The sequence below is a fragment of the Nocardioides sp. Root240 genome (assembly GCF_001428825.1).
Taxonomy (GTDB): domain Bacteria; phylum Actinomycetota; class Actinomycetes; order Propionibacteriales; family Nocardioidaceae; genus Nocardioides.
In genome coordinates this window covers 103,830-123,257 of sequence record NZ_LMIT01000011.1, presented here as the reverse complement: position 1 = coordinate 123,257, position 19,428 = coordinate 103,830, and the positions used below count along the sequence as shown (strand labels likewise).

General features: G+C 69.7%; 17 protein-coding genes. 5 read left to right on the top strand and 12 right to left on the bottom strand.

Annotated features, from left to right (window positions below):
• Positions 1–13 precede the first annotated feature (13 nt).
• From ASE20_RS14635 to ASE20_RS14615, 5 genes are read right to left on the bottom strand one after another with little or no spacing between them, the layout of a single operon-like run.
• On the bottom strand, positions 14–304 hold the full coding sequence (locus ASE20_RS14635; protein WP_056895307.1) for a EutN/CcmL family microcompartment protein: 291 nt from the start codon (positions 302–304) through the stop codon (positions 14–16).
• Positions 304–834: a hypothetical protein gene (locus ASE20_RS14630; protein ID WP_056895306.1), complete on the bottom strand. Its 531-nt coding sequence runs from the start codon at positions 832–834 to the stop codon at positions 304–306. Before ASE20_RS14630 ends, ASE20_RS14635 begins: the two co-directional genes overlap by 1 nt.
• The gene (locus ASE20_RS14625; protein WP_056895305.1) at positions 831–1,433 is read right to left on the bottom strand and encodes a BMC domain-containing protein; all 603 of its coding nucleotides are present in this window, start codon (positions 1,431–1,433) and stop codon (positions 831–833) included. The genes ASE20_RS14630 and ASE20_RS14625 overlap by 4 nt, the downstream gene beginning before the upstream one ends.
• A gap of 3 nt (positions 1,434–1,436) precedes the next feature.
• Positions 1,437–3,032, bottom strand: coding sequence for an aldehyde dehydrogenase family protein (locus tag ASE20_RS14620; RefSeq protein ID WP_056895304.1), 1,596 nt, complete (start codon positions 3,030–3,032; stop codon positions 1,437–1,439).
• Positions 3,032–4,318, bottom strand: coding sequence for an aspartate aminotransferase family protein (locus ASE20_RS14615; RefSeq protein ID WP_056895627.1), 1,287 nt, complete (start codon positions 4,316–4,318; stop codon positions 3,032–3,034). The genes ASE20_RS14620 and ASE20_RS14615 overlap by 1 nt, the downstream gene beginning before the upstream one ends.
• Before the next feature lie 216 nt (positions 4,319–4,534).
• On the opposite strand from ASE20_RS14615, the gene ASE20_RS14610 reads away from it, so the two are divergent.
• Both ASE20_RS14610 and ASE20_RS14605 read left to right on the top strand, forming a co-directional pair.
• On the top strand, positions 4,535–6,103 hold the full coding sequence (locus tag ASE20_RS14610; RefSeq protein ID WP_056895303.1) for an APC family permease: 1,569 nt from the start codon (positions 4,535–4,537) through the stop codon (positions 6,101–6,103).
• 72 nt (positions 6,104–6,175) lie between these two features.
• A complete protein-coding gene (locus ASE20_RS14605) occupies positions 6,176–7,186 on the top strand; it encodes a response regulator transcription factor (RefSeq protein WP_056895302.1) in 1,011 nt (336 codons plus the stop codon).
• Between the two features lie 25 nt (positions 7,187–7,211).
• Here ASE20_RS14605 and ASE20_RS14600 read toward each other — a convergent pair whose 3' ends face one another.
• The 4 genes from ASE20_RS14600 to ASE20_RS14585 are packed head-to-tail and all read right to left on the bottom strand — an operon-like array spanning position 7,212 to position 11,147.
• Positions 7,212–7,991 (bottom strand): SDR family NAD(P)-dependent oxidoreductase, encoded by a 780-nt coding sequence (locus ASE20_RS14600; RefSeq protein WP_056895301.1) that lies wholly within the window; start codon positions 7,989–7,991, stop codon positions 7,212–7,214.
• Between the two features lie 34 nt (positions 7,992–8,025).
• A complete protein-coding gene (locus ASE20_RS14595) occupies positions 8,026–9,351 on the bottom strand; it encodes a M20 family metallopeptidase (RefSeq protein WP_056895300.1) in 1,326 nt (441 codons plus the stop codon).
• A 30-nt stretch (positions 9,352–9,381) separates the two neighbouring features.
• Entirely contained in the window at positions 9,382–10,905 is a 1,524-nt protein-coding gene (locus tag ASE20_RS14590; protein WP_056895299.1) for a sodium:solute symporter family protein, read from the bottom strand.
• Positions 10,905–11,147 carry a hypothetical protein gene (locus ASE20_RS14585; protein WP_157538449.1) on the bottom strand — a complete coding sequence of 81 codons (243 nt, stop codon included), beginning with the start codon at positions 11,145–11,147 and terminating at the stop codon, positions 10,905–10,907. Before ASE20_RS14585 ends, ASE20_RS14590 begins: the two co-directional genes overlap by 1 nt.
• Positions 11,148–11,395: 248 nt before the next feature.
• Here ASE20_RS14585 and ASE20_RS14580 point away from each other — a divergent pair, with 248 nt between their 5' ends.
• A complete protein-coding gene (locus ASE20_RS14580) occupies positions 11,396–11,848 on the top strand; it encodes a TlpA family protein disulfide reductase (protein ID WP_056895626.1) in 453 nt (150 codons plus the stop codon).
• Positions 11,848–12,303: a DUF4395 domain-containing protein gene (locus ASE20_RS14575; RefSeq protein WP_157538447.1), complete on the top strand. Its 456-nt coding sequence runs from the start codon at positions 11,848–11,850 to the stop codon at positions 12,301–12,303. The genes ASE20_RS14580 and ASE20_RS14575 overlap by 1 nt, the downstream gene beginning before the upstream one ends.
• Before the next feature lie 130 nt (positions 12,304–12,433).
• On the opposite strand, the gene dtd is transcribed toward ASE20_RS14575, so the two are convergent.
• From dtd to ASE20_RS14560, 3 genes are read right to left on the bottom strand one after another with little or no spacing between them, the layout of a single operon-like run.
• Entirely contained in the window at positions 12,434–12,862 is a 429-nt protein-coding gene (gene dtd, locus ASE20_RS14570; RefSeq protein WP_056895297.1) for a D-aminoacyl-tRNA deacylase, read from the bottom strand.
• Positions 12,862–13,737, bottom strand: a complete 876-nt coding sequence (locus ASE20_RS14565) for an SGNH/GDSL hydrolase family protein (protein ID WP_056895296.1) — start codon at positions 13,735–13,737, stop codon at positions 12,862–12,864. Before ASE20_RS14565 ends, dtd begins: the two co-directional genes overlap by 1 nt.
• A 7-nt stretch (positions 13,738–13,744) precedes the next feature.
• Entirely contained in the window at positions 13,745–14,107 is a 363-nt protein-coding gene (locus tag ASE20_RS14560) for a DsrE family protein (protein WP_056895295.1), read from the bottom strand.
• A 593-nt stretch (positions 14,108–14,700) separates the two neighbouring features.
• Between ASE20_RS14560 and ASE20_RS14555 the strand changes: the two genes are divergently transcribed.
• Positions 14,701–19,332 carry a hypothetical protein gene (locus ASE20_RS14555; protein WP_157538446.1) on the top strand — a complete coding sequence of 1,544 codons (4,632 nt, stop codon included), beginning with the start codon at positions 14,701–14,703 and terminating at the stop codon, positions 19,330–19,332.
• The last annotated feature ends 96 nt before the right edge of the window (positions 19,333–19,428 follow it).

The window sequence follows — 19,428 nt, the reverse complement described above, 5'->3', positions numbered from 1 at the left end:
ACATCTGAGGGGGTCAGGACGACGCGCGGGTTCGACGCCGTGCCGGGGGAGCGGGCGCCGCCGGCGGGTTGTCGATCGAACCGATGATCAACGCGTCGACGGGAGGCGGCGTTCCTGGGAACCAGGCTGCGGCGACCGGGCCCTGGGCGATCAGGACGGTCTCGCCGATGCCGCTGCCGAGGACGTCGAAGGCCACCAGGTGGCCGGTGCCGCCCTCGACCTGGACCTCCAGCAGGGCGCCGTTGGGCAGACCGTCGATCCTCTTGGTGGACCAGACACTTCCGGTCACGACTGCTCTCAGCATCAGCGCTCCTTCTCGATGGGGACCCCCAGCGCGCGAGCCCTCTCGCGCGCCAGGGGAGTCAGGACGGCCCGGCGACCGAGGATCAGCCGGCGGCCGGACTCGGCGGCCGCCTTGACCTGGCGCTCGGTGACCGCGCCGGTGTCGATCCGTTGGGCCGGCCGATCGTGGGCGGTGACCGTCGTGGTGCCGCCCTCCAGCCGGAACCGGAGTCGCCCGGCCTTGAGGTCCTGGCGGTTCTTGGGGTTCTCGAAGAGCGCCAGCAGGTGTCGGGCGAACCGGTCCAGGTCGGTGTCGTCGGTGATCCGCACCGCCTCCACGCGCTCACGCAGCTGGGGCGGGCTCACGTGCTCGGAGCCTGCGACACCCGCCGTCGACTGGGACGGCGCGGACACCGCGGCGACGGCGGGAGGGGCCGGCGCCGCGGCGTACGGGGGTGCGGCGTGAGCGGCGGTCGTCGGTCCGGCGAGGTCGGCGACGACCTCGCGGACGACGTCCGCGATCACCGCGCGCAGGTCGAGGGATGTGCTCACGTCAGTCCTCGGAGCGCTTCCTCGGCGGCCTCCGCGGCCTGCCGTACGTCGGCCTCCTTGCCGGCCAGGTAGACCCGGCCGGTCGCGCCGATCATCCGGTAGTCGACGACCTTGATGTCGGCGGCTTTCTCGGCCTCGTTGGTCGCCACGATCGCGTACGACGCCGGCTGGACCTCGAGCACGTACATCGACTCGCCCGGCAGCACCATCGACCCGATCTTGTTGCGGTTGATCAAGAAGGCGTGCTGGTGGTCGATGGAGCTGATGATCTTGCTGGCCAGGATCTGCGGTCGCACCGCGCTGCCGGCGTCTGAGCCGAGGGCGTCGAGCACGCCCTCGGCAGCGGCCTTGACCGACCCGGTGTCGCCGTGGAACTCCAGGTAGCCGAACTGACGCTCGACGACGAGAATGCCGGCGGCGACGTCGGCGTGCTTGAGCGCGACGTCAGTGATCGGCTCGATGTCGATGCCCGGTGCGACCTCGATGATCTGTGCGGCCATGTGGGCGCGCGGCAGGGTGCCCTTGATCCAGGTGCCGAGGTAGCACAGGGTCTGCGGCTGCAGCCGGTCGATGAAGATGAAGGAACGCAGTTCAGCCATGGGTCAGCCCTTGATGAGGTGGGAGAGTTCTTCGACGACGAGGCGCCGTACCTGTTCGCGGAAGGCCGCGTCGTCGGCGCTCGAGCCGTTGGACGCGGTGCGCGCGCCGATCCGGTCGATCAGCGCGTCGACGTTCGACGGCGCCTGTCGGGGCGCGCGGTCGTCGTTCGAGGCCAGCGGGTAGCTCGGCACGGGGTCGCGGTGGTCGTGCCACGGGCTCAACCCGGCGTACGCCGGCATCGCCTCGGCGGGGTCGCTGTTGTAGGCGATCCGGGTCCAGTTGACCAGGTGCTTGGGCTGGAGGTTCTCGCCGAGCGCACTGCGGCCGACGAAGCCGGTGCCGATGGTCATGGTCGGTGCGAGGTTCGTGTCGAGGCCGGAGCTGCCGGTGCTGTTGCCGACGTTGACCGAGACGCGCAGCACCGGCACGTCCGCGGCGTAGCGCATGACGGTCGCGGGGTCGCTCGAGTGGATCGCGGCGCTGTGTCCGGCTCCGGCGATGCGCACGATGGCGCGTGCGGTGGCGATCCCGGTCGCCGCGTCGGGGACCCGGATCATGCCGAGGACCGGCGACAGCTTCTCGTGGGTGAGCGGCTCCTCGGGAACCGCCACGTCGAAGGGCGCGACGAGCACCTTGGTCCGCGGGCCGACCCGGATGCCCGCCTGCTGGGCGATCCACGAGGCGTCCCTTCCGACGACGTCCACGTTGAGCCGGCCGACGGGGAACATGAAGTCCCGCAGTCGCTGTGCGTCGTCGGCGCCCAGGACGGCCGCGCCGACGCGCTCCATCTCGCGCACGAGCTTGTCGGCGACCGCCTCCTCGACGATCAGCACCGACTCGTTGGTGCACAGGACCGAGTTGTCGAAGGCCTTGCTCTCGACCAGGCGCTGCGCGGTCGTCCGGATGTCAGCTGTGCTGTCGACGAGGACGGGGACATTGCCGGGGCCGACGCCGATCGCGGGGTTGCCGGAGCCGTAGGCCGCGCGGACCACGCCGGTCCCACCGGTCGCCAGGATGACGTTGGTGCGGGCGTCACCCATCAAGGCCTCGACCAGCGGGATCGTGGGCTCGGCGACACTCTGGACGATGCCGTCGGGTGCGCCGGCCTCGACCGCAGCACGGGCGAGCAGCTGCGCCGCGTCGTGGCAGCACTCCCTGGCCATCGGATGGGGGCTGACGACCACGGCGTTGCGGGTCATCAGGGCGAGGATCACCTTGAAGAACACGGTCGCCACCGGGTTGGTCGATGGCGTCAGCGCGAGCACCACCCCCGCCGCCCGGGGCACCTCGACGATCTTGTCGTCGATCCGCACCCGCGGTGTCACGAAGTCCTGGCCGGCGTAGGTGTCGAGCAGCCCTCGCGAGCACGCCCGGTTCTTGCGGACCTTGTGCTCGACGACACCGAAGCCGGTCTCGCGCACCGCCCACTCGGCGTACTTCTCGGCGTGGGCGTGGGCCACATCGGCGACGGCGCGCACGATGCGCTCGACGTCGCCGTGCGAGTACGACGCGAAGGCGCGTGCCGCCCACCGGGCTCGTTCGAGCATGTGCCCGGCCTGGGCGGGGACGGTCACGGGTCCGTTCGGCTGGTCGGCCATCAGCTTGCCTTCCGACGGGAGACTGCGGGGTCGGCGGCCGCGCGGCTGATCGCCAGCGCGGTGCGGTCGAGAAGCTCCTCGACGAGATCCGGGGTCATCAAGATCCCCGGCTTGTACTGCAGGACGCGGGGGTCGAGCGTGGAGAAGATCGCCCAGACGCCGAGCTTGTAGAGCTCGCGCATCACGTACTTCGCGCCCTCGGGGTGTGCGAACTCGAGGCCCAGGACGACGCCGTTCTGCCGGATCCCGACGAACCAGTCGGGGTGCTGGGCCTGGACCTGCCGCAGCCCAGAGCCGACCAGGTCGGCGATGTAGTGCACCATCGAGCGGACCTCGGGCCGGCGGCTGATCTCGAGTGTCTTCAGGGCCGCGACACAGCCGAGCTCGGCGCCGCCGAAGGTGGAGATGTGGCCGAATCCGTCCTCGCGCAGCCAGGCGCCCGCCCGCTCGCTGAGCAGGACGGCGGCGATCGGGTAGATGCCGCCGGAGAGGCCCTTGCCGCTCACCAGGATGTCCGGTTCGATGCCGTGCTTGGTGATCCCCCAGAGCTCACCCGTGCGCATCAGTCCGGTCTGCACCTCGTCGGCGATGTAGAGGGCGTCGTACTTCTCGCAGAGCGCCTTGACCGCCTCGAGGTACCCGGGGTTGGGCAGTGGGAAGCCATAGGTCGCGGGGATCGTCTCCATGATGACCGCAGCGACGTCGCGTCCCTTGAGCGCCTGCTCCATCGCGGGGAGGTCGTTGAACGGGACCTGGGGGAACTCCTCGGGCCGGTCGGACAGGAACAGCTTGGAGAAGCGGTCGTCACCAGTGGCGACGGCGAGGCCGGTGTGGCCGTGGTACGCCTTGACGATCGAGACGATCTTGCGCTTCTGCATGGCGTGCCGGGCGCTCTTGAGCGCGATGTCGATCGCCTCTCCGCCGCCCGACGCGTAGGCCACCTTGGTCAGGCCGGCCGGCGCCGACTCGACGAGCGCCTCCGCGAGGGCCGTGCGGCCCAGCGAGGGGAAATGGTGGTTGCCGACGTCGAAGCGGTCCATCGCCTTCTTGACCGCGGCGACGACCTCGGGGTTGCGGTGCCCGAGGTTGTAGGTGCCGCCGTTGAGGTGCACGTCGATCAGCCGGCGGCCGTCCATGTCCCAGAGCAGGTAGCCCTCGCGGCGGTCGATCACCAGGTCGATCCCGCTGTCCGACCAGAACTTCGTCTTGTCGGGGTTCCAGTAGTGCGCCGACTTCTCGAGCATCTCTGCCTTCGAGTCGAAGTTGAACGCGTCGTAGTCGTGCATCGCCATCCCTTGGTGTCGGTGGCCGTCTCTCGGGTCACCGGAAGCCTGTGCCGTGAAGCCTGTTTGGTCGGACCGAAAAAGTCAATGGTCTGATACCGACAAAAATTGTCTGACCTAAAACCTTGATTTGGTCTGTTCGGTAGTGCCAGCATGCGGGGCCTGGTGTGAGCCAGCGCACAACCTGAAGTGCCCTCGGGCACGGGAGAGAGGGTCCGCATGTCTGCAGAGGAGACGCGTGCAGCGTCCGAGTCCGAGAAGGGCGTCCAGCGGCTGAAGCCGAACGCGGTCGGCCTGCTGGGGGTCATGTTCATGGCGGTCGCCACCGCCGCACCGATCACCGCGATGGTCGGCAACGTTCCGATTGCGATCGGCTTCGGCAGCGGCGCCAACGCCCCGGCCGGCTACTTCTTGGCCACCATCGTGCTGGGGCTGTTCGCGCTCGGCTACTCGGCCATGGCCAAGCACATCACCTCGACCGGCGCCTTCTACGGCTTCATCTCGCACGGCCTGGGCCGGGTGGTCGGCATGGGCGCCGGCGCCTTGACCACGCTGGCCTACGTCGTCTTCGAGGCCGCGCTCGTCGGGATCTTCTCCTTCTTTGCCGCGAGCTTCTTCTCCGCGCACACCGGCCTGGACATCTCGTGGATCTGGTACGCGCTGCTGATGCTCGGGGTCAACGCACTGCTGACCTACTTCGACATCAACCTGACTGCCGTTGTGCTCGGCGGCTTCCTCGTCACCGAGGTGGTCATGCTCGGCGCGATGACCGTGTCGATCCTCGTCTCCGGCGGTGGGCCGCAGGGCTGGTCGCTCGGCTCGCTCAACCCGCTCAACGCCTTCCAGGGCCTCAGCGGCTCCGTCACCCACCCCGACACCGGCGCCACGTTGGCCGTCGCGGGCACGGCCGGCATCGGCCTCTTCTTCGCCTTCTGGTCGTGGGTCGGCTTCGAGTCCACTGCCATGTACGGCGAGGAGTCGCGCAACCCGAAGAAGATCATCCCGCTCGCCACCATGCTGTCCGTCCTCGGCATCGGCGGCTTCTACGTGATCGTGTCGTGGTCTGCGATCGTCGGCACCGGCCCCGAGAACTCGGTGGCGCTCGCCCAGGACAGCTCCACCGCCGCGCAGATCTTCTTCGGTCCTGTCGAGCAGCACCTCGGACACTGGGCGGTCGTGCTCTTCGAGTTCCTGCTGATGAGCGGCTCGTACGCCTGCGGCATGGCGTTCCACAACTGCGCATCGCGCTACATCTACGCGATCGGCCGTGAGGACCTCGTCCCCGGCTTCGGGAGGACGCTCGGCGCGGCGCACCCGGTCCACGGCTCGCCGTACATCGCCGGATTCGCGCAGACCACCGTCGCGACCCTGATCGTGCTGGCCTTCTATGTCACCGATCGCGACCCGTACGCCCAGCTCTACGCCCTGATGGCCATCCTCGGCACCACGGCGATCCTGATCGTCCAGGCACTGGCGGCCTTCGCCTGCATCTTCTACTTCCACGTGCAGGGAAAGCACCCGGAGACCGCCAACTGGTTCCGCACCTGCGTCGCGCCGCTCATCGGCGGCATCGGCATGGTCTACGTGATCTGGCTGCTGATCGAGAACGCCGGCTTCGCGGCCGGGGCCGCGGCCAGCGACGTCGTGTTCAAGCTGTCGCCTTGGATCGTCGCCGTCGTCGGACTGTCCGGGCTCGGCTTCGCCTTCTGGGCCAAGAGGTTCGCCCCTGAGCGCTACGACACGATCGGGCGCGTGGTTCTTGAGGACACCCAGGAACGTGCGGACTGAGGCGTCCGCCGTGGCCCGACCGGGGGAGCGGCGGAGGGCGTACGCTTCAGGGATCGCCAACTGGGGGTCCCGATGACCAGTCGTCCGTCGCCGCTCGACCTGGTGGCCGACGTGGCCGCCATCTGTGTCGAGCCCACGCCCGCCGCGGCCCGGGCGGCCGCCGTCCTGGAGCGGATCGGGGAGGCCATCCCGCTCGAGGCCGCCGCGCTGTCGACCTTCGACCCGGTCGAGGGGCGCCACTTCACGGTCGCCGAGATCGGTTACAGCGACCCGGTGCTGACCTACCTCAACGACGGCTTCGTCAACGAGGACCCGGCCTTCCTCACCATGCGCTTCCGCAACCCGCGGCCGCTGCGGTGGTGCGACATCCCCAACTACCGCAACATGTTCAGCGCGCACGAGGTCTTCATCCCCGGGGGCTTCGCGGAGGGTTCGACGACCTGCTTGTTCACACGCGACGGGCGCTACACGGGGGCGCTTCACCTGAGCTCCGATTCTCCGCTGCCGATCAGCGACTCGGCCGTCGAGACACTCATCGCGCTGCAGCGGGTGATCGCTCCGGTCATGGACGCGATGCGCCCACCGGAGGGGCAGACCTGGACCGACCTCCTCGAGGAGGCCGGAGAAGCGGCGCTGCTGACCACCGACCGCCGGCTGGTCACGCTGCCCGGCCTGCGCCGGGACAAGTGGCTGGCCGACGACTCGCCGCTCACGGCCGAGCTGCTCGCCAACGCCGACGGGACGGTCCACCGGTTTGCGTGGGTCTCGCCGACGGGCCGTTGCCACGAGGTACGCCGTACCCGGCTCGCCGCGGGCGTCCTCGTGACGCTGCGGGAGGCGGCGGCGCCGTACCGGCTCTCGCCGCGGGAGGTGCAGGTGCTCACCCTCGTGGCGGTCGGCCTCGGCAATCCCGACATCGGGCTGGCACTGTCGCTCAGTCCGCGCACGGTCGCCACCCATGTCGAGCACATCCTCGCCAAGCTCGGGTGCGCAACGCGGGTCGCGGCGGCGAGCAAGGCGGTGGCGGAGGAGATCGTCCCGCTGCCGGGGCCGCCTGCCACCCCCCTGCTCGTCCGCACCTGAGGCTCCTGCCGTCCGGCTCGCGGGATCAGGTGCCGAGCTCGACCGGCGTACCGATCGTCCAGCCGCCGTCGACCAGCAGGTTGTCGCCGACCACGTGGTCCGCGAGCGAGCTGGCAAGGAACAGGACGGCGTTGGCGACGTCCTGCGGGATCGCCCACCGCCCCCGCGGTGTCTGGGCGGCGAGCGCGTCGTACGTCTCCTGGTCGTAGAGCGCGGTCATGTGCGTGGTGACGAAGCCTGGGGCGACGGCGTTGACGTTGATCCCCTGGCCGGCGTAGTCGAGTGCGACCTGGCGCGTGAAGTTCACGATCGCGCCCTTGGTCGCGCAGTACGCCGCGAAGCCGGGGTTGCCGCGGAAGCCGCTGATCGAGCTGATGTTGACGATCTTGCCGGGGCTCTTGCGGGCGAGCAGGCCGCGCACCATCTCGCGGGTGCAGTGGAAGGTGCCGTCGACGTTGACGAGGAACTGGGTCCGCCAGGTCTCGTCGTCCGTCTCGTGCACGCTGCCCTCTCGCAGGACGCCCGCGTTGTTCACGAGGATGTCGAGGCCGCCGAGGCGCTCGTCGAGCTCGGCGAAGACCGACGCCACGTGCGCGCTGGCGGTGACGTCGAGCTTCACGAACTCGGCTGATCCGCCGGCCGCGACGATGACGGCGGCGGTGGGTTCACCGCCCTCGCGGGCCTCCTCGGTCAGGTCCGCGACGACGACGTGCGCGCCGACTTTCGCGAGGGTGGTGGCGATGGCCCGGCCGATGCCGGAGGAGCCTCCGGTGACGATGGCCTTCTTGCCGGTGAGGTCGATCATGATCGGTCCTTTCGTGTGGTCAGGGGAGGGAGGGTCAGTCCGTGCCGCACCAGTCGAGGGCGAGCGAGGCGTAGGTGCGAGCGGCGAGGTGCACTTCCTCGATCAGGCAGTACTCGTCGTCGGCGTGCGCGACCCGGAGGTCGCCCGGGCCGTAGCTGATCGCGGGGATGCCCGCCGCCGTCAGGAACGAGCAGTCCTCGACCGCACAGAAACCGGCGACCGGCGGCGGCCCTTGGTAGGCCGTCATCCCGGACACGCGCTCGTGGGCCGACGAGACGGCGGCGGTGATCGCGTGCGCCGCCTCGCCGGGGTCGTTGGCCGGCCAGTTCAGCTTCCAGTCCACGACGGGCGGGTGCTCACGCAGCCAACCGTCGGTCTGCGCGATCGCGCGGATCTGCGCCTCGACCTCCGCCTTGACGGTCTCGGGGTCGTCCTGCGGCGGGTACCAGATGCAGTACTCGATGGTCATGTACTCCGACAGGATGAAGGGCACGAGCACCCCGTGCGGTCCACCTTGGACGACGCCGGGGTGGATGGTGAAGTGGCCCGGCGCGAAGAGCGGGTGGGTCTTCGTGAACGCCCACTCCTCCTCGAGGCGCTGCATCGCCTGGAAGACGAGCATCCCCTTGTCGATCGCGTTGACGCCGACGGCGCTGCCGCCGCCGCCCGCGCGGATCGTCTGCCCGCGCATCGAGGAGTGCGTCGCCTTGCCCTGCACGGTCACGGAGAACCAGAGCAGGCCGGGCGTCACCGGTATCACGCCCAGGTTGGTCGGACCGCTGGGCTCCGCGACGACCGCCGCATCGGCGCGGTAGCCGTGCTCGACGGTCGAGGTGACGCCGCACTCGTGGTCCATCACCTCCTCGCCGACGACTGCCTCGATGATCAGGTCGCCCTTCAGCGAGACGCCGGCCCGGTGCAGGGCTTTGAGGGCGAAGGCCTGGGCCACCAGGCCGGCCTTCATGTCGCTGGCGCCGCGGCCCCAGACCCGGTCGTCATCGACCTTGCCGGAGAACGGGTCGCCGGAGCTCCAGCGGTCCGGGTTGCCGGGAGGTACGACGTCCACGTGGCCGTTGAAGATCAGCGACCGCCCGCCGCCGGTGCCCCTGAGGGTGCCGACCGCGTTGTCGCGGCCCTTCTCCACGGCCCAGTACTCGACGTCGGCGCCGGCGTCCTCGTAGATCTCGCCGACCAGACGGGACACGCGGCCCTCGAGGCCGACCACCTCGTCGTACACCTGTCCGGGGTACTTCGGGTTCACGCTCGGGATCGAGATGACCTCCGAGAGCGTGGCGACGAGGTCGTCCTTGAGGGCGTCTACCGCCGCCAGCACGCGGTCGTGGATCTCCTGCGATGTCATGGCACAGCTCCGTTCGGGGTCGGGACGGGTTCAGTGGGCGGGGGTGAGGTCCGGCTCGGGCCGCGACTTGCCGGCCTCGAAGAGCTCGTCGATGCGGCGGCGCTCCTGGTCCGACTGGGGGAGCAGGTAGGCGAGCACGACGTAGACGACGAGGTTGACGCCGAGAGCGACGACACCGCTGGTGAGGCTGCCGAGGCCGGGCATGTCGTCCGGGTGCTGCCAGGTGAGGACCGCCGCGACGAGGAAGCCGGTGCACATCGAGGCGAGCGCCGCGACCTTGGTGCCGCGCTTCCAGAACATGCCGAGGAACATCGGCACCGAGAGCTGGACGATGCCCTGATAGGACATCTGCGCCAGCAGCTGCAGTCGCGGATAGTCGAAGGCGATGTAGGCGACGATCGCCGAGGCGAGCATGTAGACGACCATCGAGCCCTTCGCGACGACCTTCAGCTGGAAGTCGGTACGCGGGGAGATGACGTGCACGATGTCGTTGGCGATCTGGGCGCCGCAGACCTGGACGCAACCGTCGATCCAGCCCATGCTCGCGGCCAGCACGATCACCAGCGCCATGCCGAGCAGCCACTGCCCACCGCGGTCGTAGAGGAGGGTGAACCAGCCGTCCTGCGGCGCGGCGGCGATGTCGGTCATCGAGGCGGCGGCGAGGGCGACCAGGGTCAGCATCAGGTAGAAGCCACCGGCCACGACCATCGTCTGCAACGTGCCCTTCTTGACGCTGCGCACGCCCTTGGCGGTGTAGATCCGCTGGTAGCTGGTCGGCCAGCACAGCGAACCGATCACGCCGGTGACGATGAGGGAGAACAGGTACCAGTGACCGTAGGCGCCGCCGTCGCCCGGGACGTGGAGCAGTGCGTCGGGAAGGTCCGTCACGGCGCCGAAGCCGGCGGAGTCGGCAGGCCCGAAAAGGATGCCGAGGCAGACGAGAGCGGCCAGGCCGTAGGCAACGATGCCCTGCACCAGGTCGGTGATGACCAGGCCGCGCATGCCCATCTGGACGGTCCAGATCTGGCGGACCGCGATCACCGCGACGCCGACGACCAGGCAGGTGGTCACCGACCACTGCCCGAAGCTCGCGAACCGGAAGATCAGGCCCATCGCCTGCATGCCGAGCACGATCCACGGGAACAGGCACACGACGCCGATCGCGCTGGCGATCACACGCACCGCCGGGGACTGGAAGCGCAGACCGAGCATGTCAGGCTGGGTCTTCAGGTCGTATCGCTTGCCCCACAACCAAGCCCGCTCGGCCATCAGGTACATCGCGGTCACGCCGAGGAGCGAGTAGGCGAGGGCGTAGAACCCGAGCACGCCGGCACTGGCGCTGAGCCCGAAGAAGGCGGTGTAGGTCGCGCCGGGCCACCACGAGTTGGTGTAGGACATCGCGATGTACCAGCTGCTGAAGGAGCGGCCGCCCACGGCGTAGTCGGAGAACGACTTGGCGCTGCGATTCGTCGCGTAGAGCACGAAGACGATGAGGGCGAAGAACGCCGTCAGCAGGCCGAGCGTGACGGCCATCGAGCCGGTCATGGTGGACATCAGGCCGCCACCTCCTCGGGCTCCTCGCCCACCTCGCCGCGGATGTTCTCGAAGATCCAGAGCAGCCACACCGCGCCGGTGGCGAGCAGGGCGTCGAAGATCCAGTAGGCGACGCTGAACGGCACACCGAGGATCGGGGTGTCGATGCCGCTGCCCGCCAGGTACAGCGGCGGGAACACGGCGAGCACGATGCTGCTGCCGAACAGCAGCCAGAAGATCGTCATCTTGGTTCGTGACGACATCGCTCGGATGGCGCTTGTCATGAGGTCCTCCAGGTTTCGGTCTGACCGAGATGACCCGAAACTATGTGTGCCAGATCACGCCGGGTATCGGGTCACGTGCCCGAACTCAGCGCCCCCGGAGCGCCGGGCATCCGTCAGATGACGGATGCCCACGCCTGGAGATCGCGGCCCACGCCGTGGACGTCGTGGTCTGGCCGAATACGCGCCGAATCGGAATAGGGGTGAGCCCGAAGCCGTTGGACAACGTCGTGACCGGAATCGTGATCCTGCTCCTGGCCGTGTTCGCCGCGGCCGGGTTCGGGCTGTACCGACGCCGTGTCGACGGCCGCTTCGCCCCCTCGGCGGTTGACGAAACCCCCGCGCCCGCCGTCGAGGACCCGTCCGCGTGGGCGAGCGTGAACGCTGCCGTGCCCGGCGCCGAGCTCGGCGAGCAGGCCACGCTGGTGCAGTTCTCCAGCGCCTTCTGCGCCCCGTGCCGCACCACCAGGGTGGTGCTCGCCGACGTCGCCGACCGGCACGACGGCGTGGCCCACCTCGAGATCGACGCCGAGGAGCACCTCGCTCTCGTGCGCCAGCTCGACGTCCGTCGTACCCCGACCACGTTGATCCTCGACCGCTCCGGCCGCGAGGTCACCCGCGCGGCCGGCGCACCCCGTCGCGAGCAGGTGCTCGCCGCCCTGCCCCACCTCCAGGAGTCCTGATGAGCACCCCCGGCATCGACCCGCGCGGCCCGCGCTTCACGGCTGCGGTCACCTTCGTGATCTTCGCCGTGGCCCTGCTGCTGTCCGACGCTCGGCCGGGTGTGGCGGCCGTGCTGACCGGGGTGCAGGCGGTGTTCTTCGCGATCGGCGCCGGCCTCGGCGTCCAGAAGACACCGACCGGCGTGCTCTTCCGTTCCGTCGTCCGGCCGCGCCTGACGCCGCCCGACCACCTCGAGGACCCGGCCCCGCCCCGCTTCGCACAGGCCGTCGGCCTGGTGTTCGCCGTCGTCGCCACCATCGGCTTCGCCACCGGCGCGGTCCTGCTGGGCCAGGTGTTCGCGGGCTTCGCGATCGTGGCGGCCTTCCTCAACGCGGTGTTCGCGTTCTGCCTCGGCTGCGAGATGTACCTGCTGGGGCTGCGGCTGAGCCCCAAGTCACCGACTTCCGGCGGCTGAGCGCCCCCATCTGGGCACGCTGGCTGCGTTGCCGACGCTCGACAGTCGGCCAGACTGCCGTCGCGCCGGACGCCTTGCCAGCGCACCCATCTGGTGACGCTCAACTCGCCGCAAGTCGGTGACTTGCGACTCAGGGAGTCTCCAGCAGCACGGTGAACGGGCCGTCGTTGACCGACGTGACCGCCATGTCCGCCCCGAACACCCCACGCTCGACGGGGGTGCCGGCCTCCTCGAGTGCCGCGCAGACGGCGTCGTAGAGCGGTTCGCTCACGGGACCGGGCGCGGCGGCGGTCCACGTGGGACGGCGCCCCTTGCGCGCGTCGCCGTACAGCGTGAACTGGGAGACGACCAGGACCGGGGCGCCGTTGTCGGCGACCGAGGTCTCGTCGGGGAGGATGCGCAGGTCGCGGATCTTGCGCGCCATCCAGGCCACCTCGGCGGGCCCGTCCTCGTGCGTGATGCCGAGGTAGACCAGCAGGCCGGGGGCGGCGAGGGCGCCGACGACCGCGCCGTCGACCACCACGGACGCGGAGGTCACCCGCTGGAGGACCGCCCGCATCAGTCGGAGCCGATGAGCTTCGCCAGGGTGTCGGCCGCCAGCTCCTGCTCGTCCTCGTAGGGGTGCCAGGACATCGCCTTCCGGCCCCCGACGGGCTGAAGCCCGGCCACCCACGGGTCGTCGGAGCAGACGTCGTGGCCGACGGTGGGGGTGGCGAGGTCGACGTACGTCGCGTCGTACGCCGCCGCGGCGTCCTTCAGCGACGTGTTGAGGCTGCTGACGATGTGGTTCATCAGGGGCATGTCCCCGGCGTTCATGCCGAGGTTCGGGCAGGTCGCACCGGTCGGGAAGATCGTGGGGTAGCCGACGAGGAAGACCCGGGCGTCGGGTGCCCGCTCGGTGACCTCCTCGACGACGACCTTCAGCCGGTCGGTGACCTGGTCGAGGATCGCCTGCGTGCCGTTCGCGCCGAGGTTGCGGTCGGCGTCGGTGCACGGGCTGGTCGCGCCCGGGTTGCGCGTGGTGACCTGGACACACGCGACGAACACCTTGAGTGACAGCCCGAGGTCGTTGAAGCCCAGGCCGATGGTGACGATGTCGGTGTCCTCGTCGACGGCCTCGATCTGCGGCGCGACCTCGTCCCCGAGCGCGTTGTAGGCAGTCATGACCGCCTCGGTCGGCGCGCCGGAGCAGGTGACGTCGGTCAGGTCGAGGTCGGCCGCGTCGGCGAGCTTGTGGGGGTAGTTGTCCTTCGACTTGCGACAGCCCAGCGGCGGGTTGGCGCGTCCGACGCCGGGGGCGGCGGCGTAGGAGTCGCCCATGGCGACGTAGTTCCGCTTGTCGGGGGAGTCGTCGTCCTTGCCGGAGACGAGGCAGCCGGAGAGGAGCAGGCCGGCGGTGCTCAGGACGACGAACCGGGTCGCGAGACGGGTCATGGCGCGCTCAGTAGACCAGGGCCTGGGCGTCGTCGCGAAGCACTTCCTCGACGAACGCCGACGCCCCCGCGATCCGTACACCGGCCAGCAGGTCCTTCTCCTCCAGTGAGCGCCGCGCCGCGCACTGCCCGCAGACCGTCACCGAGCCCGTGGCGAGCACGGCGTCGATCAGGTCCGGAAGCGGAGTGGCGAGGGGCAGGTCGAGCTCCGCGGCCCGGCCGGGCACGGCGAGCCAGGCGGCCTCGCCGGTCAGCCAGAGCGAGACCGTGACCCCCGACGCGGCTGCCGTCGCGGCCACCGTGAAGCCCTGGTTGCAGCGCTCGGGCTCGTCCGCGCCGCAGGTGACTTTCACGACGAGCTGTCGCGTCATGTGGCCTCCCGCAACCATCGGTTTCGACGGCCGAAGGCTAGCAGCGAAGGGGATTTCGCCGGACGACGGCAAAGAAATCACAGTTTGGGGGGCACGGGCCGCTCGTCACTGCCAGCCTGCGCTGTCGTAGGACATCGTGGGGGATGTCGTCGTTCCCCCTGCACCGACGAAGGGGGCCGGCTGTGCGCCGCTTGACGCTCGTGATCCTGGGACTTCTGCTCGCCGTGGGGAGTCTGGCCCTTCCCGAGGTGGCCGGGGCGTTGGAGCCAGAGGGGCCGACCACGGCCCCCTCCGCCACCGGCGATCCGGGGGACACGGATCCGGCTGACACGGATCCGGCTGAAACGGGTCCCGGAGACGCCGTCACCGACGTCTCCGCCGAGTCGGCGGACCAGCCGACGCAGCCTCCGGCCGACGACTCGACCCGGCAGGCTCCGCCGCAACCGGTGCGCGTGACCCAGCACGCCGCAGTCGACGGACCGTGTGCGAGCGTGGCGGCGGTCCAGTGGGGTGCGGCACCGACCACCGTCGGGCAGCGAGGCGTCGGGGGTGCGGAGTGCTTCGAGTTCACGACGGGGTCGTTCGGTACCTACTTGTTCCGCGCGGTTCCCGATGACGATGCGTGGTCGCCCGGCTTCGGCCTCTTCGAGGCCGACCAGCCGGTCGGGGCCATGACGGGCTACGCAAGCTATGGCGCCTTCTACCAGCTCAAGGCGTCCACCACCTACCAGGTACAGGTATCGGGCGACCCGGGCGCCCAGCCACGCGGCTACCGGGTCGGTTACTACGCCGTCGCTGCTGCGACCGGCTGTGACGCGGTGCCCGGCCTCGGCTGGAGCGCGGCATCGGAGTTCCCGACCCAGAACGCCGCCGGCGCAGTCGACTGCCAGTCCTTCTCGGTGCCGACCGGTCGTGCGGTCCGACTCGCCGGGGACGCCGGCTACGCGACCGTCCTCAATGCTGCAGGCGACGTCGTCTGCAATCTGTACCGCTGGTCAATGCCGGGCCGCTGTGTCGCCTCCGGCGCCGGACCGTATCGGGTGATCACCTCGGACTGGGGCGATGCGGCGACCGACGCCCACCTCATGGTGACCGACACGGAGAGCAGCACCGGCTGCACGGCGATCACCCTGGCGGCATGGAACGCTGCGCTGCCCACTCGTGCCGATCGTGCGGCGGACGGGAGCGGCACGGAGTGCTACGCCCTGAGCACCACCCGGGCTGCGTCGTACGGGTTGCGGGCTGGCCGGACGGACAACCGCTGGAACAGTCGACTCGAGGTGTGGGAGTCCGGCAGTGGCGACCTGCTGCACCAGACGTCGGTCGACATCGCCTTCACCGAGTTGTCCCTGCGGGGCTCACGCACCTATCGGTTCGTCGTGAGCGGTGACCCCGACGGCTACCCGGGCGGCGTCGCGCTGGGGGTCTACGACATCACCCAGCAGGCTGGATGTGCCACGCTTCCCGGACTCGACTGGGACGATGCGCCGGCGACCTTCGACCTGGCCGATGATGCCGTCGGGTGCGTCGAGTTCGCGTCTGCAGCGGCCCGTACCCTGCGCAGTGCAGCTCAGCGGACCAGTGCGGAGGGCGAGACGTGGTTCCGCCTGTACAACGCGGCCGGCGTGAACCTCTGCTCTTTCAGCACCGGATCGGTGTACTCCTGCATCACCAGCGGAACCGGTCCGTACCGGCTCCTGGCAGCGCCGTCGTGGAGCGACGCGGCCGCAGCCCGGGTCCACCTCAACGACATCAGCTCTGCACAGGGCTGCGCCACTGTCGCCCTCGGGACCTGGGGTACTGCGTTGCCGGGGTCGGCGACACGCGCCGCGGACGGCTCGGGCGCCGAGTGCTTCACGGTGACGACGGCGGCCGCAGGCAGCTACGCGATGGCGAGCTGGTTCGGCAGCACCCAGTGGAGCCCGCGCGTCGAGCTCTGGGACACCGACAGCAAGACCCAGGCGTGGCAGTCGTACACCTCGTGGTGGTACCAGTACCAGCCGGTGTCGCTGCGTGGCACGACCGCCTATCGCGTGGTCGTCTCGGGCGATCCCGATGGCTACGACAACAGCTACGCCTGGGGACTGACCCAGGTGGCGGGCGGCGGCACGTGCGCGGCGATCACCGGCGTGGACTGGAGCTCGACGCCCGAGCAGGGGACCCTCGCCGAGGGTGAGATCGACTGCCGTCAGCTGAACGCCGAGTCGGGCAGCTATGTCCGGGTGCGCGTCGCACGGACCGGGGAGCTGGGGCAGCCGCGCGTCGAGGTCGTCAACAAGGCCGGCGACGTGCTGTGCCAGGTCGACGTCGGTCACGGGTCGACGTGTCGGCTGACCGGCGTCGGGCCGTTCCGTATGCTCGCCCACTCGGTCGACCCGGTCGGTACGACCGCCTACCGGTTCTGGATCACGGATCCTGCATCGAGCATCGGTTGCGGCGCCGCGTCCTCGTCGACGGCGGAGCCTGCTCAAGCCGGGATTCTCGCGCCCGACACTGCGGCGGTCTGCTACGACCTCGGCAGCACCGCCGGCGCTGTCTACGTGCCGGCGACCCACCCGTCGTGGTCGGTGCGCGGGGTCGTCCTCAACGGTCGCGGCGACGAGCTGTGTGGCACCGACCAGGCCTGTGTGCTGAGCGGGCCCGCGCCGTACCGGCTGTCGTGGACGAGCACCAGCGAGGACACCGAGACCTACGCCTTCCGGGTCCTGCGGCCCACGACGGACGACGGCTCGTGCCTGAACGTTGCGTCGGTGGCCTACGGCTTCGAGCCTCTCTCGGGCAAGGTCGTCGAGGACCTCGACGTGCGGTGCTACGAGTTCGCTGCCACCACGGGCGACCAGCTCCGCTTCCGCCCGCGCGACCTGAGCGGACAGGAGAGCCCGGGGATGGTGGTGTTCGGCCCCAGCGGTGGCGCGATCTGTTCGGTTGACTCCGCCTACTGGGACGTCGACCTGGACTGCACGGCTGCGGCGACGGGACGGCACACGGCGTACGTCATCGCCGATGCGAGCTCGCTCGGTCGTTATCAGCTCTCCGCCGAGTGCCTCAACCCTGCGTGCGGCCCCGACGAGCTGACGGTGCTCAGCGCCAACCCCAAGACGATCGGTCAGTCGTCGTCGGTGACGGTCACTCTCCAGGGCAAGAACTTCGACCGGTCGCAGACAGTGACCCTCAGCCGATTGGGAACCGTCCTCACGGGTCAGGTCATCGACGTCAGCTCGGACCGCCGGACCATCCGTGTGTTGTTCGACCTCTCGACCGCAGGCGTCGGATCGTGGAACGTGAAGGTGGCATCAACCGACGGCGAGGAGGCGACCTACGCCAGCGCGGTGACGGTGACCGCGCCCGGCGAGCCGAAGGTCACTGCATCGCTCACGGGACTGGGACGGTTCGTGCCCGGGCGGCCCCAGACGATGAGCTTGACCGTGACCAATGCGGGCAACGTCGACGGGATCGGGGTCCCGATCGTGCTGCGCGGGTTCCCGGCGGGGAGCACCATCGAACCCCAGTTCACGCTGTACGGGCTCGACGCCGCGGGTGAGGCCGTCCCGGCCACCATCACGCCGGGCGACGACGACATCTTCACTGCGGCGGACGGCTCCTTGGGGATTCCCCTCTACATCAACCGGATGCCTGCCGGTGGTCGGGTGGACGTCTCCTTCCGGGTCACCGTGCCGGTGCAGGCCAACTACGACCTCCTGGCCAGCGTGGGCCAGTGCATGGTCAATCCCAACGCGACGGGTGGAGTCGCCCGCGCCGCGGCGATCACGCCTGGCGTGCAGTGCGCCAATGCCACCTACAACGCGCTCACCGATGCCGCGTTCGAGGCGGTCCCGGGAGCTGCGTGCGTCAGCGGTGTACGCGACGTCGTGGAGACGGGTGTCACGAACTGGGCCGAGAACGGAAGCCCTTTCAGCTTTGGCGGATGGGGCGACGTCCTCGAGTTCGGTGTCTCGACGGTGTTCAGCGGCCTCAACTGTGCCGCCGACTTCTTCCCGCCGACCAAGGTGGCGAAGACGGTCCTCAAGGTGGCGAGCACAGCTTGGGGCCTCGGGACGCTCGGCAAGACCTGCTACGAGGATGGCGTCGCGCTCGGCAATTCCTGGGTCACCTCGCTGGATCCGAACGAGATCGTGGGGCCTGCCGGTGGCGGGACGAACAACGCGATCCGTGGTGAGGGCCGCCAGCACTACGCCATCTACTTCGAGAACAGCAAGGACGCCTCAGCGCCAGCGCAGGTGGTGAAGGTCGACACGACGCTCGACGCGACGAAGTTCGACATGTCGTCGCTGACCTTCGGCGCGCTGCAGTTCGGCACCACGATCTGGACGCCGGCCGAGGGCGCAACCGAGCTGGATCACAGCCTCGACCTGGTATCGGACGACGGGCTCCAGCTGCACATCACGGCGGCCAAGAACGACTCCGGAAAGCTCTCCTGGCTCCTCGAGACCATCGACCCGGTGACGGGTGACCTCCCGGAGGACCCGCTCCTCGGGTTCCTGCCGCCGAACGACGACGGCACCGAGGGGCAGGGCGTGGTGTTCTTCGACGTCGGCTACACGGCGGCGGTCCAGAGTGGCACGACCGTGTCGGCGAAGGCCGACATCGTCTTCGATCTGAACGCTCCGATCGCCACCAACACCTGGTCGAACCGGATCGACCGGGTTGCTCCGACGGCAGCCGTGTCAGGTGTGCCCAAGTCCACGACCAACCCCAACATCCCCGTGACCTGGGGCGGTTCCGACGGCCAGTCCGGCATCACGCAGATCGATGTCTTCGTCGCGGTCGATGGCGGCAGCTACGCCTTGTGGAAGAGCGCTGCGGCCAGTGGGAAGGCGACCTATCCCGGAGCCATCGGACACCGGTATGCCTTCGTGGCCGTCGCTCGGGACGGTGCCGGGAACGCCTCGGCGATGCCGTCCGTGCCGCACGCGACCACCCAGGTCCTGCGGGTGTTCAAGTATTCCGGCCCGAGGCTGGCCCTGCGCGGCACGCCGACCACGGGTTCGACCCTGCGGTCGAACTTCGCACCGACGAAGGTGGTCCCCCGGGGCACCGTGCGCTACCAGTGGTTCCGCGGCACCAAGGCGATCGCGGGCCGGACCGCGGCGACCTACAAGGTGACCCGGACGGATCGCGGCAAGCTGTTGTCACTGCGAATCACGATCACCCGGAGCGGGTACGCGCCCAAGGTCCTCAAGAGCAACTCGGTCCGAGCGCGCTGAGGCCGTTCTGGCGGGCGCCATCGAGGCGCCCGCCAGGACCGGGGCTGGTCGCCCGAGGCGATCGGATCGGCGATCCGGCAGGGCGGACCCTAAACT

Excerpts from the sequence above, each read along its gene's own strand:
- ASE20_RS14620 (WP_056895304.1), bottom strand. The coding sequence starts at position 3,032 with ATGGCCGACCAGCCGAACGGACCCGTGACCGTCCCCGCCCAGGCCGGG.
- ASE20_RS14635 (WP_056895307.1), bottom strand. The coding sequence starts at position 304 with ATGCTGAGAGCAGTCGTGACCGGAAGTGTCTGGTCCACCAAGAGGATC.
- ASE20_RS14585 (WP_157538449.1), bottom strand. The coding sequence starts at position 11,147 with ATGTCGTCACGAACCAAGATGACGATCTTCTGGCTGCTGTTCGGCAGC.
- ASE20_RS14600 (WP_056895301.1), bottom strand. The coding sequence starts at position 7,991 with ATGATCGACCTCACCGGCAAGAAGGCCATCGTCACCGGAGGCTCCTCC.
- ASE20_RS14625 (WP_056895305.1), bottom strand. The coding sequence starts at position 1,433 with ATGGCTGAACTGCGTTCCTTCATCTTCATCGACCGGCTGCAGCCGCAG.
- ASE20_RS14590 (WP_056895299.1), bottom strand. The coding sequence starts at position 10,905 with ATGTCCACCATGACCGGCTCGATGGCCGTCACGCTCGGCCTGCTGACG.
- ASE20_RS14560 (WP_056895295.1), bottom strand. The coding sequence starts at position 14,107 with ATGACGCGACAGCTCGTCGTGAAAGTCACCTGCGGCGCGGACGAGCCC.
- ASE20_RS14615 (WP_056895627.1), bottom strand. The coding sequence starts at position 4,318 with ATGCACGACTACGACGCGTTCAACTTCGACTCGAAGGCAGAGATGCTC.
- ASE20_RS14595 (WP_056895300.1), bottom strand. The coding sequence starts at position 9,351 with ATGACATCGCAGGAGATCCACGACCGCGTGCTGGCGGCGGTAGACGCC.
- dtd (WP_056895297.1), bottom strand. The coding sequence starts at position 12,862 with ATGCGGGCGGTCCTCCAGCGGGTGACCTCCGCGTCCGTGGTGGTCGAC.
- ASE20_RS14565 (WP_056895296.1), bottom strand. The coding sequence starts at position 13,737 with ATGACCCGTCTCGCGACCCGGTTCGTCGTCCTGAGCACCGCCGGCCTG.
- ASE20_RS14575 (WP_157538447.1), top strand. The coding sequence starts at position 11,848 with ATGAGCACCCCCGGCATCGACCCGCGCGGCCCGCGCTTCACGGCTGCG.
- ASE20_RS14605 (WP_056895302.1), top strand. The coding sequence starts at position 6,176 with ATGACCAGTCGTCCGTCGCCGCTCGACCTGGTGGCCGACGTGGCCGCC.
- ASE20_RS14610 (WP_056895303.1), top strand. The coding sequence starts at position 4,535 with ATGTCTGCAGAGGAGACGCGTGCAGCGTCCGAGTCCGAGAAGGGCGTC.